The sequence below is a fragment of the Mycobacterium sp. genome, assembly GCF_049683355.1.
Classification (GTDB): domain Bacteria; phylum Actinomycetota; class Actinomycetes; order Mycobacteriales; family Mycobacteriaceae; genus Mycobacterium.
On sequence record NZ_JBAUJB010000317.1, the window covers coordinates 17,300 to 32,729 of the forward strand.

Here is a 15,430-nt window from a genome sequence, read left to right on the forward strand (position 1 = left end):
GGTCCGAGTGCGGACTGCCCTGAGCGCAGTCTCAACACAGTAATTCCGTGGGAGGGCCAGCTCCGGCCCGCCAACCACAACTTCTATCCAGGAGACGAAGATGAGCAAGAACAGCAAGGCATTCCGCGAGGCCGCGGAGAAGGTCGACAAGGACAAGCTGTACACGCCGCTCGAGGCCGCGAAGCTGGCCAAGGAGACGTCGTCGAAGAAGCAGGATGCCACCGTCGAGGTGGCGATCCGCCTCGGTGTCGATCCGCGTAAGGCCGACCAGATGGTGCGCGGCACCGTGAACCTTCCGCACGGCACCGGTAAGACCGCCCGCGTCGCGGTGTTCGCCGTCGGTGACAAGGCCGAGGCCGCTGAAGCCGCGGGCGCCGACATCGTCGGTAGCGACGACCTGATCGAGAAGATCCAGGGCGGTTTCCTGGACTTCGACGCCGCGATCGCAACGCCCGACCAGATGGCCAAGGTCGGCCGCATCGCCCGCATCCTCGGCCCGCGCGGTCTGATGCCGAACCCCAAGACCGGCACCGTCACCCCGGATGTGGCCAAGGCCGTCTCGGACATCAAGGGCGGCAAGATCAACTTCCGCGTCGACAAGCAGGCCAACCTGCACTTCGTGATCGGCAAGGCATCGTTCGACGAGAAGCTGCTGGCTGAGAACTACGGCGCGGCGCTCGACGAGATCCTGCGCGCCAAGCCGTCGTCGTCGAAGGGGCGCTACCTGAAGAAGGTCGTCGTCTCGACCACTACCGGACCGGGCATCCCGGTGGACCCGGCGGTGACCCGTAATTTCGCGGAGGCGTAGAGGCGTAGGCGCGTAGGTGCCGGCCGAAGAGCAAGAAGAAACCCCGCACCCACCCGGTGCGGGGTTTCTTCTTGTTGCAGTTCTCGGAGTGCTCCTCGGTCGCCGCATACCTCCGGCCCCGCTGACGCCACCGCCCCCCACGAACAGTGGTTCAGCATCAGGTCGGAGGATCGACGCCGTATCCCCCATCTGAACTCCGATGTGTGGTGGCCGAGGAGGACCCCCGCAGCAACATAACATTTTGGGTGTCAGTTGGTGACGCCATCAGTGATTATCGTCCGCGACAATATTGGGCGCACCCGTTTCCGCTTTCCTCGGGTGTCGCGCTGCGACGTCGGGATCGGCAATGCGAGCCGGCCCGCAGGGCAGGTCAGGCGGCGAGGCCGGGCTTCAGGTAGGTGACGAGGCTGACGTCGATGCTCTCGTCGATGAAGTAGTACTGGCAGCCGGTCAGGTACTTCATGTAGCGGTGGTAGTTCTCCTCGTCGGTGGCCGCGATCGCCTCGTCCTTGGCGGCCTCGAGTCGGCTCGCCCAGATGCCCAACGTCTTGATGTAGTGGTTGCGCAGCGACATGGTCTCGGGCACCACGAAGCCGGCCTTCTCGCCGTGCTCGACCATCATCTGCGTCGTCGGCAGCCGGCCGCCGGGGAAGATCTCGGTGATCATGAACTTGACGAATCGGGCCAGCTCAAAGGTCAGCTTCTTGCCCCGCTCGGCGAGGTCGTACGGGTGATAGCCGACGCTGCTCTGGATCGTCATCCGGCCGTCCTCCGGCAGGATTTCGAAACAGGTCTTGAAGAAGTCGTCCCAGCGGTCTTTGCCGAAGTGCTCGAACGCCTCGATCGACACGATCCGGTCGACGGGGCTGTGGAACTGCTCCCACCCCTCCAGTCGCACGTCGAAGGTGCGCTCGGAGTCGACCTTGCTCAGCAGCTGGTTGCAGTACGCCTGCTGGTTCTTGCTCAGCGTCAGGCCGATGACGTTGATGTCGTACTTCTCCATGGCGCGCTGCAGGGTCAGCCCCCAGCCGCAGCCGACCTCGAGCAGCGTCATCCCCGGCTTGAGGTCCAACCGGTCCAGGTGCTGGTCGACGTTGGCGGTTTGTGCTTCCGACAGCGTGACATTGGGACCGGTGAAGAAGGCGCAGCTGTACTTGCGGGTCGGATCCTGGAAGACCCCGAAGAAGTCGTCGGACAGGTCGTAGTGAGCCTGGATGTCCTCGAAGTGAGGCGTCATATCCTTGGTGCCGGTGGATTGATCAGACATGTTTTCCTTGCTCCGCTAGCCGACGATGTGGAGTGACCGTACCGAATGCGCTGCCCGACCTTCTGCAAACACGCGCTCTGAAGCGTCAACCCTAGCGTTTGGGCCGCGCGCCGATCCAATCCCGGCCGTGGGCGCCCTACTTGGCGAGGGTGAACTGATTGACGTCGATGTAGCCGATCCGAAACCCCTCGGCGCAACCGGTCAGGTAGTGCATGTAGCGCTCGTAGACCTCTTCGGACTGAATGGCGATCGCCTCGTCTTTGTGCGCCTCCAGCGCCGCGGCCCACAGGTCCAGGGTGCGGGCGTAGTGCGGTTGCAGCGACTGCGTGCGGGTCAGCTCGAAGCCGGGCTTCGCCGCGTGCTCCCCGACCAGCTCGATCGTCGGCAGGTACCCGCCCGGGAAGATCTCAGTGAGGATGAACTTGACGAACTTGGCCACCGAAATGGTCAGCGGCATGCCGCGCTCGGTCATCTGCGGCAATGTCAGCGCGGTGATGGTGTGCAGCAGCATCACGCCGTCGTCGGGCAACGCCTTGTGGGCCATCGCGAAGAAGTCGTCCCAGCGGTCCCGGCCGAAGTGTTCGAACGCCCCGATCGACACGATCCGGTCGACGGGCTGGTCGAACTGCTCCCAGCCCTGCAGCAGCACCTGCTTGGAGCGGGTGCTGCCCTTCTCGTCCAGTTCGGCGAACGTGCGCTCCACGTGCGCCTTCTGGTTCTCGCTCAGCGTCAGGCCGATGACGTTTACGTCGTACTGCTCGATGGCGCGCGTCATCGTCGCCCCCCAACCGCAGCCGACGTCCAGCAGCGTCATCCCCGACTGCAGTCCGAGCTTGCCCAGCGCCAGATCCACCTTCGCCAGCTGTGCTTCTTCCAGCGTCATGTCATCGCGTTCGAAGTACGCGCAGCTGTAGGTCTGCGACGGATCGAGGAACAGCTTGAAGAAATCGTCGGACAGGTCGTAGTGGGCCTGGACGTCTTCGAAGTGTGGTTTGAGATTTCGCTTTGCCTTGGCCATACGGCGGTCACCTTCAGAGCACGGCCCGGAGAGGTTCTCCTGAGACGGCGGTCGTGTGTGCCCGACAGACATGGTACGTGCTTTCGGAGAGGTGAGGATTGACGCGTGAGTCAGGACACTTCGGCGAAAGTGGTCGTCAACTCACCCACGATGTCGTCCCATAGCGGCTCGGGAAGTTCGTGTCCCATGCCGTCGAACAGCACCAGCCGTGCGCCCGGGATCGCCCGGGCGACCGCCCGTCCACCAGACGGCCGCATCAGCTTGTCCGCTTTGCCGTGGATGACCACGGTCGGGGCGGTGGTCTGCTTGTTGTACTTGCGGAGGCTGCCGCTGCCGGTGATCGCATTGAACTGCCGCGCGATGCCGTAGGGATTGAACGCTCGGTCGTAGAACGCGATCGCGTCGGCGCGCAGCATCTCGACCGGCTTCGGATAGTCGGGGCTGCCGATGATTCGGCTGACCCGAATCGAGTTCTCGATGATCACGTCCCGCGGCGAGTCCGGTGCCGGCCCGGTGACCACAGCGAGGAGATGCCGCGGTCCCGGTGGCGGCAGCAGCGCCTGGTTGTTCGACGAGAAGATCACGCCGAGCGTCTTGGTGCGCTCGGCATGGCGTGCCGCGACGATCTGCGCGATCATCCCGCCCATCGACGCGCCGACCACGTGCGCGCGGTCGATGTCGAGGTGGTCCAGCAGTGCGGCCGCGTCGTCGGCCATGTCCTCGAGCGTGTATACCGCCGGGCTGCGCCGGCCGAGCACTGATCGGGCCATGTTGCCGATCTGCGAACCCCTCGTACGCTGTCCGTCGTAGTAGGTCGACAGCCCCACGTCGCGGTTGTCGTATCGGATCACCCGCAGGCCCTGGTCGACGAGCTTGCGGCAGAAATCCTCCTGCCAGAACAGCAGCTGCGCGCCGAGGCCCATGATCAGCAGGACGGCTGGGTTGTCGGGATCGCCCATGTCCTCGTAGTGGATCTTCACATCACCCGACGGCGCCTTACCTTCTCGTATCTCCATCGGTGAGATCAGGCCTCCAGGTCGTTTTCTTTGTGCTCCCGGCTGATCTCGACCATGAAGTTCGCGAAATAGCCGGTGAGCTGCGGGTCGCTCATCATCTGCCAGCGTGGCGCCAGCAGCTTCATGTAGCGCTCGACATAGAGGAACTGCTTGCCGATGAGGACGAGCTCGCGGGGCAGCTTGACGTCGTAGGCTTCGGCCAATGCCGAGAGTTGCTTGCCGATCTCGGCGTAGCTCAGGTCGCCGAGCGATGTCGCGGTCAGCGGTGTGGCGAACTTCTCCAGGTCCTTGGCGGCCTGGGCTTCGGGCTTGACGGTGCCCACCGCGCCCATCATCACGACGATCTTGCCTGCGGTGGCGTGGTCCTTCTTGACCAGCAGCGCGTGCACCAGTTCCCGCAGCAGCCACCGGGTGCGGGGGTCGATACGGCCCATGATGCCGAAGTCGAAGAACACGATCTTGCCGTCGTCGTCGACATAGAGGTTGCCGGCGTGCAGGTCGCCGTGGAACAGGCCGTGGCGCAGCCCGCCTTCGAACAGGCTGAACAGCAGCGCCTTGACCAGTTCGGTGCCGTCGAATCCCTTCTTGCGGATCGCGGCGACGTCGTCGATGCGCACCCCGGTGACCCGCTCCATCGTCAGCACCCGCTCACTGGTCAGATCCCAGTACACCTGCGGCACCCTGATGTTCTTGCCCAGCGGGGAGGCGTGCATGTGCGCGACCCACGCGTCCATCGACTGGGCCTCCAGCCGGAAGTCCAGCTCCTCGGCCAGGTTGTCGGCGAAGTCGGCGACGACGTCCTGGGCCGACAGCCGTTGGCCCAGCTTCGCGAACTCGACCAGCCGCGCGCCCCGCTTGAGGATCTGCAGGTCGGCGGCCACCCGGCGGCGGATTCCCGGCCGCTGGATCTTGACCACGACCTCCTCGCCGGTGTGCAGCGTCGCGTAGTGCACCTGGGCGATCGACGCCGAGGCAAACGGTTTCTCGTCGAAGGACTTGAACAGGTTCGCCGGCTCGTCGCCGAGGTCCTCCTGGAACAGTTTGTGCACGGCGTCGGAGTCCGCAGGGGGGACGCGGTCGAGGAGGCTGCGGAACTCCCGGCTCAGCGGCTCGCCGAACGCGCCCGGGCTGGATGCGATGATCTGGCCGAACTTGACGTAGGTGGGCCCCAGGTCGGCGAACGCCTGAGGAATCTGCTTGACGACCTTCTGCTGCAGCGAGCCGCGTCCGGCGAGCTTGCCGACGACGCGCGCGCCGGTACGGGTCACCTGCCATCCCGTCACCCCGACGCGTGCTGCCTCCACAGGCAAGGGCACCCGGTCCAGCTTGGCGACCTCGCGGTGCTGTGTCTGCTTGGTCTTTCGCGTGGTGCTCATGGGTTGCAGTGTCTCAGAATCTGCTGGTCGGTGAAAAAAACTGTGCACCCGGTCACAGTCCGTTCCGGCGGAGCGGGGGGTGTGGCGGTCAGGCGAACGCATCCTCGAGTTCGGAGCGGGTCCGCACCGGATCGCTGCCCGGCTGGTGGGTCGGCAGGGAGTGCGGCGGGGCATCGTGTCGCGGATAGCCCAGTTGAGTGCGCTCTGTGGCAACGGCAGGTTGGGCCCGGTCGCCATCGCGGTGCCGTAGGTGACGGCCAACCTGGGCAGATAGGACTCCAGACAGTCCAGGGTCTCCTGCTTGGTGCTGGGCAGGTCGGTTCCGCCGAGGGCGTGCCCGACTCGGACGAACTCACCGTAGTAGCGGTCGATGTCGTTGCCCCGCAACGGTTGTGGATGATAGAGCTGGTGCGCGGTGGCGATGCCCCGCACCACCGTCGCGTAGTTCCAGCGCAGCCAGTCGGGGTCGTCGGCGTCGTAGCGCGCGCCGTCCGGTCGTGTCCCCTTCACGGTGTGGTGCATCGACCGCACTGCCGTCGCGAGGCGTTCGGCAGTGGGCGTGGACCCGTAGGCGGTGCCGATGAAGAACGCCACCGAATGTCCCAGTCGCACTGCCGCACCCTTCGGGTCGATCACCGGCATCGGGGCATCCCTGCTGTCCTTCTTGACCAGTCGCGAATGGTGCACCCCCATCCAGTAGATCGACGGGTCGAGACGCTCGATGTAGGCGGCGCACTGCAGACCGAACACCAGCGAGTGCATGTGGGAGTGGACATGCCAGACCGCGCTGTCCGGACCGAACCAACCGGGGTCACCGACCGGGCCGGCGAACTCCATGCGGCGGAAGAAGTGCCGACGCACGTCCTGGTCGAACCGCTTGTTCAGTTGCTGTCCGACGATCTGATGCGGCAGGAACATCGATACCTCCAATAGTGGTCACGGCTGTAGCCAGAATACTTTGGACACGGTTGTGACCAGAACTGTCGTCCCGCAATCTAGGCTGAAGCGGTGTCCAGCCCTCCGTCGAATTCCACCAAGTGGGCCGGCGTCCCGCTGACCGACCGGCGGGCAGAGCGCCGGGCGCTGCTGATCGATGCCGCTCTGTCGCTGTTCGGTGACGGCGGCGAGGCCGCGCTGTCGGTGCGCTCGGTCTCTCGCGAGTGCGGACTCAACACCCGCTACTTCTATGAGAGCTTCGCCGACACCGACGACCTGTTGGGCGCCGTCTACGACCGGGTCAGCGCCGAGTTCGGGGCGGCGGTCGAGGACGCGATGGCCCGGGCGGGGGACAGCTTGCGCGCCCGTACCCGTGCGGGCATCGCCGCGGTCCTCGACTTCAGCTCGGCCGACCCGAGGCGCGGCCGGGTGTTGTTCACCGACGCCCGCGCCAACCGGGTGCTGGCGGCGCGGCGGGCGGCGACGCAGGATCTGCTGCGCGAAGGCGTGCTGACCGAAGGCTGGCGGTTGCAGCCCGACACCGACCCCGTCGCCGCGATGGTGGGTGCCGCGATGTACACCGGCGCGATGGCGGAGCTGGCGCAGCAGTGGCTGGCCGGGCATCTCGGCGACGACCTCGATGCCGTCGTGGACTACGCACTGCAGTTCGTCCTGCGCTGACCCTCGCCGGAACGGTATTCCAGCAGGTGGTTTCTCGGTTTTTCGCTGCTGGAATACCGTTCCGGCGGAAAGGGGGCGCGCGCATTCTCGGGGCTACACCTCGGCCGGTGTCCAGGGTTTGAGCCATTCGGTTTCCGGCCACCCCTCGACAGCACCGAGGAGCTCGTAGAGCGTCGCGCCGTCGATGCTCTCGCGGACGATGTCGCCGTGGCCTGCGTGCCGGGCCAGCTCCTCGATCATGTGGAAGATCACCCAGCGCACCGACCAGGCCGGCACATCTTTGGGGAACCACGGCACGTCCTGCGGGATCGGTACCGCCGCACCGAGGTCCGCCGTCTCGATCAACCGGATGGTCTCGGCGTTCTGCTTGTCGAACTCCTCGAGGATGCCGGCCAGCGTCTCGTCGTCACGCATCACGAACTCGTCCCCGTAGTCGGCGGCCTGCTCGGCCATCGGCCGCTGGTCGCTCGCGGCGAGTTGCGGGGCCGCGGCCACCCGCTCCATCCACCCGCGCTGGCAGTTCGTGACGTGTTTGATCAGCCCGCCGATGCACAACGCGCTGACCGAGGGAGCGGACCGGGCCTGCTCGTCGGTCAGCCCGAAGGCGATCGCACGGAATGCGTGCTGCTGCGCGGCGACGTATTCCTTCAGTCCGGCGCGCTCGTCGGCGATGGGAGGGGGCATGGCGGTCATCGGTCAGTTCTCCTTGTCGTGGGTGTGGGTGTAGATATCACGGAGCAGCGAGATCTCGGCTCCGTGGTGGATCACCTCGCGGTTGATGTGCAGCACGAGCGTGGTCAACGGTTCGTCGGCGTACGGCCCCTCGGCTGGGCCGCAACTGGTGGGTCCAGTGGAAATCCAACTGATCGGCCAACTGCACGGCCAGCGTTGTCGAACTCATGGCCTCAGCCTCGCACCGGTGTAGGACAGAAGCGGTCCTAAGACCTCCGTGCAGGTTGGAACGGCGGCGGATGGGTAACGCGCAGGTATGACCCGATCACGATCACCGAGTCCGCTGCCCGGGCTGCTCCTCGGCCTCGGGTTCGGCGGCTTCGTCGACGGCATCGTCCTGCACGAAATCCTGCAGTGGCACCACATGATCAGCGGCTCCGAACCGACAGACACCGTCGCCGGTCTCGAACTCAATGTGGTGGCCGACGGGTTCTTCCACGTCGGCACCTGGCTGCTCGTGATGGCTGGATCGCTGCTGACCGTGACCGAATGGCGCCGGGGACGGCTGGCGCCGAACTGGTCGTTCCACGTCGGCCTGCTGCTGGCCGGTTGGGGGGCATTCAACCTGGTCGAAGGATTGATCAACCACCAACTGCTCGGCGTCCACCACGTCCGCGACGACCTCGGTGCACCCCTGTCGTGGGATATCGGCTTCCTGGTGTCCGGGGTCGTCCTCCTCGGTGGTGGCTGGCTGCTGCACCGACGTGGCACCCGGTCTCTGCAGGAGACGACCAATTAGCGGACCGAAACTGTCCGCTGCTTCTGGCAGGCTGACGCTGTGTCGCCGACGTCCACCACCACCGGGCGGGTGTTGCAGCTGCTCGGCCTGCTGCAATCCCGCCGAGTGTGGAGCGGCGACGAACTGGCGGAGCGGCTCAAGGTGACGACGCGCAGCGTGCGACGGGACGTCGACCGGCTGCGGGAACTCGGTTACCCCGTGCATGCCAGCACCGGACACGGTGGCGGCTACCAACTCGGGGCGGGTGCCGCCCTCCCACCACTGCTGCTCGCCCCCGACGAAGCGGTCGCGATGGCGGTGTGTCTGCGGGTCGCCGCCGGTGGCAGTGCCGCCGGCATCGGGGAGTCGGCGCTGCGGGCACTGAGCAAGCTCGACCAGGTGATGCCGGCGCGGATGCGGTCCCAGGTGTCGGCGGTGCACGAGGCGACGGTGACGCTGGCTGCGGCCACCGACACCCCCGTCGACCCCGACGTGCTGATGACGCTGGCCCGTGCCAGCCGGGACCACGAACACGTCACCGCGGGATACGTCGACATCCGTGGCGCTGCCACCCAGCGGCGGCTGGAGCCCTACCAGCTGGTGACGACCGGCCGGCGCTGGTATCTGCTGTGCTTCGACCGCGACCGCGCCGACTGGCGGAGCCTGCGCCTGGACCGGATGGCCGACGTTCGGGCCCAGGGAAGCACATTCCTTCCCCGGGACGCCCCGGACGCGGCGTCCTATGTGCGCAGGGCGATCTCCTCTGCCCCGTACCCGTATATCGCCCGGGTGCGCTATCTGGCACCTCAACACGTTGTCGCCCAGACATTTTCGGCGGCATCGGTGGAAATCGAGGCCGACGGCCCCGACGCCTGTATCGTCACGACCGGAGCCGACGACCCCGAACGCATGGTGCCGTGGCTGGCCCTACCGGGTTGCGACTTCGAGGTGCTGGGGCCGCCGGAGGTGGTCGCGGCGGTCCGCGTGGTCGCCGAACGGATCGCGCGCGCCGTCCGGTAGCCACCGGAGGCACGCGTACGCAGCCGCGTACGCGTGGATTCGAGAGATCGGGGATACCCATCGAGCTGCTCGCGGCGGAGTCGACGGAGTTGTTCACCGGTGTGCCCGACCAACCGCTGCAGCTCGTTCGGGTGACCCACCGCGGCACCTCGACCCAGGTGCCGGTGCGTGTCGAAGGACCCGGGCTGGAAACCGTGGGTCACGCGGTGGCCGAACCCGGCGGGTCGGCGGTCGAGGTCGAGGTGCGCGTCATCGACGCGGCGGTCGGCGAGCGGCGGCGGGCCCGTGCCGTCGCCGGTGCCGTCGCCGTGGACTTCGACTTCGTCGTCGCCGAGCCCGGCTGGACGATGTTCATGGTCAGCCACTTCCACTACGACCCGGTGTGGTGGAACACGCAGGCGGCGTACACCAGCGTGTGGACCGAGGAACCCCCGAGCCGCTGCCGGCAGACCAACGGCTTCGAACTGGTCAGCGCACACCTCGAGATGGCCCGGCGGGAGCCGGAGTACAAGTTCGTGCTCGCCGAGGTCGACTACCTCAAGCCGTTCTGGGACACCCACCCCGAGGACCGCGCGGACCTGCGCACGCTGATCGCCGACGGTCGCGTCGAGATCATGGGCGGAACCTACAACGAACCCAACACCAACCTCACCAGTCCCGAGACCGCGATCCGGAACTTCGTGCACGGCATCGGTTTCCAGCGTGACGTGATGGGTGCCGATCCGGCGACCGCGTGGCAGCTCGACGTGTTCGGGCACGACCCACAGTTTCCGGGTATGGCCGCCGACGCCGGCCTGACGTCGAGTTCGTGGGCCCGCGGTCCGTATCACCAGTGGGGGCCGATGGCCGCCGAGAACGGCCGCGACGGTGACCCTGAGCGCATGCAGTTCGCCAGCGAACTCGAATGGATGGCACCGTCGGGGCGCGGTCTGCTCACCCATTACATGCCGGCGCACTACGCCGCGGGATGGTGGATGGACTCGGCTGCCTCGCTGCAGGAAGCCGAAGCCGCCACCTACGACCTGTTCACCAAGATGAAGAAGGTCGCGCTGACCCGCAACGTGTTGCTGCCCGTCGGCACCGACTACACCCCACCCAACAAGTGGGTCACCGACATCCACCGCGACTGGAACTCCCGCTACACCTGGCCGCGGTTCGTGTGCGCGCTGCCGCGCGAGTTCTTCGCCGCGGTGCGAGACGAGCTGGCGGCGCGTGGAGCGACCCCGTCACCGCAGACCCGGGACATGAACCCGATCTACACCGGCAAAGACGTGTCTTACATCGACACCAAGCAGGCCAACCGCGCCGCCGAGAACGCCGTGCTGGCCGCCGAGCGTTTCGCGGTGTTCGCCGGGTTGCTCAGTGGCGCCACTTATCCCGAGGCCGCCTTGGCCAAGGCGTGGGTGCAACTGGCCTACGGCGCCCACCACGACGCCATCACCGGCTCGGAATCCGACCAGGTCTATCTCGACCTGCTCACCGGGTGGCGCGATGCGTGGCAGCTGGGTGGTGCGGCCAGGGACCGGGCGCTCACGTTGCTGTCCACCGCCGTCGATGGGTCGGTGGTGGTGTGGAACCCGCTGGGGCACAGTCGCACCGATGTCGTCACCCTGCATCTCGACGAGCCCTTCGCCGGTCGTGTCGTCGATGACGTCGGCAACGAGGTACCGGTGCTGGCCGAGCACGGCGGGCATTCGCTGTCCTGGCTGGCCCGCGACGTCCCGTCGCTGGGCTGGCGCTCCTACCGAATGCTGCCCGGTGGGCCCGCCGCTGAGTGGGAACCGTTGGAAGGAAGCGAGATAGCCAACGACCACCACCGCCTTCGGGTCGACGGGAACCGCGGCGGGGCGGTGAGCTCGCTGGTCGCGGCGGGCCGGGAATTGATCGCCGACGGCCGGTTCGGCAACGAACTCGCCGTCTACGACGAATACCCGGCACACCCCACCGCCGGGGAGGGGCCATGGCATCTGCTGCCCAAGGGCCCGGTCACCACATCGACCCAGGCTCCGGCGCATTCGGTGCGAGGGTTCCGTAGCCCACTGGGCGAGCGACTGGTCGTCACCGGCGAGATACCCGGGCTGTTGCGCTACACCCAGACCCTGACCCTGTGGCATGGCGTGGATCGGCTCGACTGCCGCACCACGGTCGACGACTTCAGCGGTGCGGACCGCCTGCTGCGGCTGCGATGGCCGTGCCCGATCCCGGGTGCCATGCCGGTCAGCGAGGTCGGAAACGCGGTGATCGGCCGTGGTTTCGGCCTGCTGCACGAACCGGGTTCGACAGAGGCGGTGGACACCGCGGTCTTTCCCTACACGCTGGACAACCCGGCGTACGGCTGGTTCGGCCTGTCGTCCACGGTGCGGGTGCGTTTCCGTGGCAACGACGTGCGTGCCATCTCGGTCGCCGAGGTGGTCACCCCGGCACGCCCCGACGCGGCGACCGACGCCGCGATCCGCCATCTGATGGAGGCGCTTGCCCGTGCGGGCGTTACCGCGACATGCACTGCTGCCGGGGCGCCCCGTTACGGTGACCTCTCCGTCGACTCGAATCTGCCCGACGTCCGGATCGCGATCGGCGGACCCGGCGACAATGACTTCACCGCAACGGTTCTCGGTGCCGCCGCCGCCGCCGGGCCGTCACTGGTGTGGATACCAGCGGCCGAACCGCTGCACGACGTCTGGGTCCCCGGCGCCGACCTGAGGGCACCCGACGCGTTGCCCGTCCTGGTGGTCGGGGCGACCGGGGATGCCGTCGCCGCGGTGAACGCGCTGACCGAAGATCTCGGTGATGCCGAGATCGTCGTCGACCAGGATGTGCGGGACGGTCCGGGATTCGAATCGCACACCGTCGCGGTGCTCAACCGCGGGGTGCCCGGCTTCGCCGTCGACACCGACGGAACCCTGCACGCGTCGCTGTTGCGTTCCTGCACCGGGTGGCCGTCGGGCACCTGGATCGATCCGCCGCGACGCACCGCGCCCGACGGATCCACGTTCCAGCAGCAGCACTGGACACACACCTTCGACTACGCCGTCGTCTCCGGTGCCGGCGACTGGCGTGACATCGACATGCCCTCGCGCAGCGCTGAATTCAACCAATCGCTGCAGGCCGTGATGGCTACCCACGACCCGACCTTCGGCGGTCTGCCCGCATGGGGATCGCTGCTGGAGATCGAACCGCCACGCGCCGTGAGCATCGGTGCGCTCAAAGCCCTGGGCAACCCGACAGCCGCAGGCAGTGCGCACCACGTCGACCCGGCACAGGGCATCGTGGTGCGCCTCGTCGAGACGATGGGCCGCAGCGTCGAGGTCACCGTGCAGTCGGGATTGCGCAACATCGCTTCTCCGCAGCGACTCGATCTCATCGAACAGCCCCGCGGTGACGACTCCGACGACGTGAGACTGAGCGGCTACGAGATCGCTACGCTGCGAACACAACTCAACCTTCCACGGGTGCTCAGTGCCGATCAGGTGGACCTCGCTCCCGACGCCGAGCCGGCCCAGCCCCTCTATGCCCGGTACTGGCTGCACAACCGGGGGCCCGCCCCTCTCGGCGGGCTGCCGGCGGTCGCACATTTGCATCCGCACCGACGCGACATCGAATCCGGCGCGGCAATCACGCTGCGGCTCACCGCGGCCAGCGACGCGACCGACACCGCCCTGCACGGCAGGGTCCGCCTGGTGCCCCCGCCGGGGTGGGCGGTCGGGATGGCCGAGCTGCCCTTCGTGCTGCCGCCCGGCGGATACCTGGAGTCGGCGGTCGAGGTGGCCGTGCCGGACGGTGCGGTACCCGGGCTGTATCCGGTGCGCGCCGAGTTGGCCGCGACCGGGGCAGCGATCCCCGCGTCGTGGCATCAGACCGTCGAGGACGTCTGCGTGCTGTCGCTGGGACGCCACGACGACGAGCTGCTCCGCCTGGTCGCCGAGCCACGCGGTGTCGACGTCGCGGCGGGCGGCACGGCCGAGCTGCGTGTCACCGTCGGCACCGACGCGCACGCCGATCTTGCGGTGGAGGCACACCTGATATCGCCATGGGGGACCTGGGAGTGGTTGAACCCCAACATCACCGGCGATGTGCTGCCGGCGCGGGGCACCGTCGAGCTGGTGTTCGACGTCGCGCCGCCGGCATGCACGGCGCCGGGCCGGTGGTGGGCGCTGATCCGGGTCGCGTGCGCCGGGGAACTGGTGTACACGCCTGCGGTACCGGTGGTGGTGAGGTGAGGAGCGCCGGCGTCGCCGCCAGGGTGGGGGCGGAGGTCGTGACCGTCGCCGACGTCGACGCCAGGGAACGGGTGCTGCGCACCGGTGGCGCGGCGCAAGCGCTGCCTAGGCCGGGGACGGCTGAGGCGCGGCAGTTGCGCCGCTGGATCACCCAGGTTCTCGTCGCCGAGCAGGTGGTGGCGGCCGAAGCCGGCGCACTCGGCGCACCGAGTGGGCCGACGCCGACCGAGCACGACGTGTTGCCCGACGAGGTGGCCCGGCTGGAGATCGGCAGCGTCGCGGCGGCCACGCTCTCCGGGCCCCTGGGGCGCGCGGTCTTCGCCCGCGTCACCGCCGAGGTCCGCGTCGACGAGGGGCAGGTGCGGGACTACCACCGGCGCAACCCCGCCCGCTTCGCGGCGGACCCGGCGGCGGGTGGCGGGTGGCGCGGCGCTCCCGTCGCCGCCGATCTCGACGACGTACAACCCATCATCGCCGGCCACCTGTTGGCGGTGGCGCGGCGCCGGGAGTACCGCCGGTGGTTGGACGCGCGATGCGCCGACGTCGCGGTGCTCGCGCCGGGGTACGAGCACCCTGGCGACCCCCGCCAGCCCGACAACACCCACCAGCACTGATGACCGATCACATCCTGGCGCTCGATGTGGGCGGCACCAAGATCGCCGCAGGGTTGGTGGACCTCGACGGGACGCTGGTCCACAGCCGGCAGCTGCCCACGCCCAGCGGTGGGGCCGTGGAGATCTGGTCGGTCACCGAGTCGCTGATCACCGAGATGCAGGCCGACGCCGACGGTTCGGTGACGGCCGTCGGCGTCGCTTCGGCAGGTCCGGTCGACGCCCCGGGCGGCACGGTCAGCCCGATCAACATCACCGCTTGGCGGCGGTTCCCGATCGTCGAACGCGTCGCGGACCTCACCGGCTTACCGGTGCGCCTCGCCGGCGACGGGCTGTGCATGGCGCTGGGGGAGTCCTGGTGCGGGGCCGGACGCGGCGCGGGCTTCATGCTCGGGATGGTGGTGTCGACCGGCATCGGAGGCGGGTTGGTACTGCGCGGCGCACCGTATCTCGGGCGGACCGGCAACGCCGGACACGTCGGGCATGTTGTCGTCGAACCCGACGGTGCGCCGTGCACATGCGGTGGCCGGGGCTGCGTGGAAACAGTCGCGTCAGGTCCGCATCTGGCGTCGTGGGCACGTGCGCACGGTTGGCAGGCACCCGCTGACGCCGACGCGAAAGAGCTGGCCGCGGCCGCCGGTAACGGAGACCCCGTCGGCAGACAGGCGTTCCGGCGCGGAGCGCGGGCCGTGGCGGTGACGATCGCTTCGGCGGCCGCGGTCTGCGACCTGGACCTCGTGGTCGTCGGCGGCGGCGTCGCCAAGGCGGGCCCGCTGTTGTTCGACCCGCTGCGGGAAGCCTTGACCACCTATGCGGGCTTGGACTTCATCCGTGACCTGCAGGTGCTGCCCGCCACACTCGGCGGGGACGCCGGCCTGATCGGGGCGGCGGCATTGATGCGCGAGGGTGTCCGTTAGTGCGCATTCCGCGTTTTGGTTGATCGGGTGCGGGCGCGGTAGTCTGGGCCGGTTCCACCGAAGACCGTCGGTCACCGATGAGCGCTTGCGCGAAGAGCAAGTACTCGAGCAAT

12 protein-coding genes and 2 pseudogenes are annotated in these 15,430 nt (G+C 67.9%); 7 read left to right on the forward strand and 7 right to left on the reverse strand.

The genetic code is table 11. The features are described 5' to 3' along the window. Positions 1–100 precede the first annotated feature (100 nt). Positions 101–808, forward strand: a complete 708-nt coding sequence (gene rplA, locus WA944_RS18475; RefSeq protein ID WP_370329839.1) for a 50S ribosomal protein L1 — start codon at positions 101–103, stop codon at positions 806–808. 370 nt (positions 809–1,178) lie between these two features. Here the strand turns inward: rplA and WA944_RS18480 are convergent, their stop codons facing one another. The 5 genes and pseudogenes from WA944_RS18480 to WA944_RS18500 form a co-directional block, all read right to left on the reverse strand. Then, entirely contained in the window at positions 1,179–2,075 is an 897-nt protein-coding gene (locus tag WA944_RS18480) for a cyclopropane mycolic acid synthase family methyltransferase (protein WP_526374100.1), read from the reverse strand. A 136-nt stretch (positions 2,076–2,211) separates the two neighbouring features. Then, positions 2,212–3,093: a cyclopropane mycolic acid synthase family methyltransferase gene (locus tag WA944_RS18485; protein ID WP_526374071.1), complete on the reverse strand. Its 882-nt coding sequence runs from the start codon at positions 3,091–3,093 to the stop codon at positions 2,212–2,214. 110 nt (positions 3,094–3,203) lie between these two features. Beyond that, on the reverse strand, positions 3,204–4,109 hold the full coding sequence (locus tag WA944_RS18490) for an alpha/beta fold hydrolase (RefSeq protein ID WP_526374072.1): 906 nt from the start codon (positions 4,107–4,109) through the stop codon (positions 3,204–3,206). A gap of 8 nt (positions 4,110–4,117) precedes the next feature. After that, positions 4,118–5,485 (reverse strand): ABC1 kinase family protein, encoded by a 1,368-nt coding sequence (locus WA944_RS18495; protein ID WP_526374077.1) that lies wholly within the window; start codon positions 5,483–5,485, stop codon positions 4,118–4,120. 222 nt (positions 5,486–5,707) lie between these two features. Continuing rightward, positions 5,708–6,403, reverse strand: a pseudogene (locus tag WA944_RS18500) (oxygenase MpaB family protein); the annotation flags it as partial. A 90-nt stretch (positions 6,404–6,493) separates the two neighbouring features. Here WA944_RS18500 and WA944_RS18505 point away from each other — a divergent pair. Continuing rightward, complete coding sequence (locus WA944_RS18505) at positions 6,494–7,102, forward strand: TetR/AcrR family transcriptional regulator (RefSeq protein ID WP_526609038.1); 609 nt, start codon at positions 6,494–6,496, stop codon at positions 7,100–7,102. A gap of 93 nt (positions 7,103–7,195) precedes the next feature. Here WA944_RS18505 and WA944_RS18510 read toward each other — a convergent pair whose 3' ends face one another. Both WA944_RS18510 and WA944_RS18515 read right to left on the reverse strand, forming a co-directional pair. Then, entirely contained in the window at positions 7,196–7,795 is a 600-nt protein-coding gene (locus tag WA944_RS18510; RefSeq protein WP_526374074.1) for a DinB family protein, read from the reverse strand. Between the two features lie 3 nt (positions 7,796–7,798). Beyond that, a pseudogene (locus WA944_RS18515) lies at positions 7,799–7,939 on the reverse strand (DinB family protein); the annotation flags it as partial. Positions 7,940–8,090: 151 nt separating this feature from the next. Between WA944_RS18515 and WA944_RS18520 the strand changes: the two are divergent. From WA944_RS18520 to WA944_RS18540, 5 genes are read left to right on the forward strand one after another with little or no spacing between them, the layout of a single operon-like run. Continuing rightward, positions 8,091–8,573, forward strand: coding sequence for a DUF2243 domain-containing protein (locus WA944_RS18520; RefSeq protein WP_526374075.1), 483 nt, complete (start codon positions 8,091–8,093; stop codon positions 8,571–8,573). Positions 8,574–8,612: 39 nt separating this feature from the next. Then, positions 8,613–9,572, forward strand: coding sequence for a helix-turn-helix transcriptional regulator (locus tag WA944_RS18525; protein ID WP_526609041.1), 960 nt, complete (start codon positions 8,613–8,615; stop codon positions 9,570–9,572). A 59-nt stretch (positions 9,573–9,631) separates the two neighbouring features. After that, a complete protein-coding gene (locus WA944_RS18530) occupies positions 9,632–13,789 on the forward strand; it encodes a glycoside hydrolase family 38 N-terminal domain-containing protein (RefSeq protein WP_526609045.1) in 4,158 nt (1,385 codons plus the stop codon). Beyond that, positions 13,786–14,403: a DUF7158 domain-containing protein gene (locus WA944_RS18535; protein ID WP_526647211.1), complete on the forward strand. Its 618-nt coding sequence runs from the start codon at positions 13,786–13,788 to the stop codon at positions 14,401–14,403. Before WA944_RS18530 ends, WA944_RS18535 begins: the two co-directional genes overlap by 4 nt. Beyond that, a complete protein-coding gene (locus tag WA944_RS18540; RefSeq protein WP_526609303.1) occupies positions 14,403–15,317 on the forward strand; it encodes an ROK family protein in 915 nt (304 codons plus the stop codon). The genes WA944_RS18535 and WA944_RS18540 overlap by 1 nt, the downstream gene beginning before the upstream one ends. The last annotated feature ends 113 nt before the right edge of the window (positions 15,318–15,430 follow it).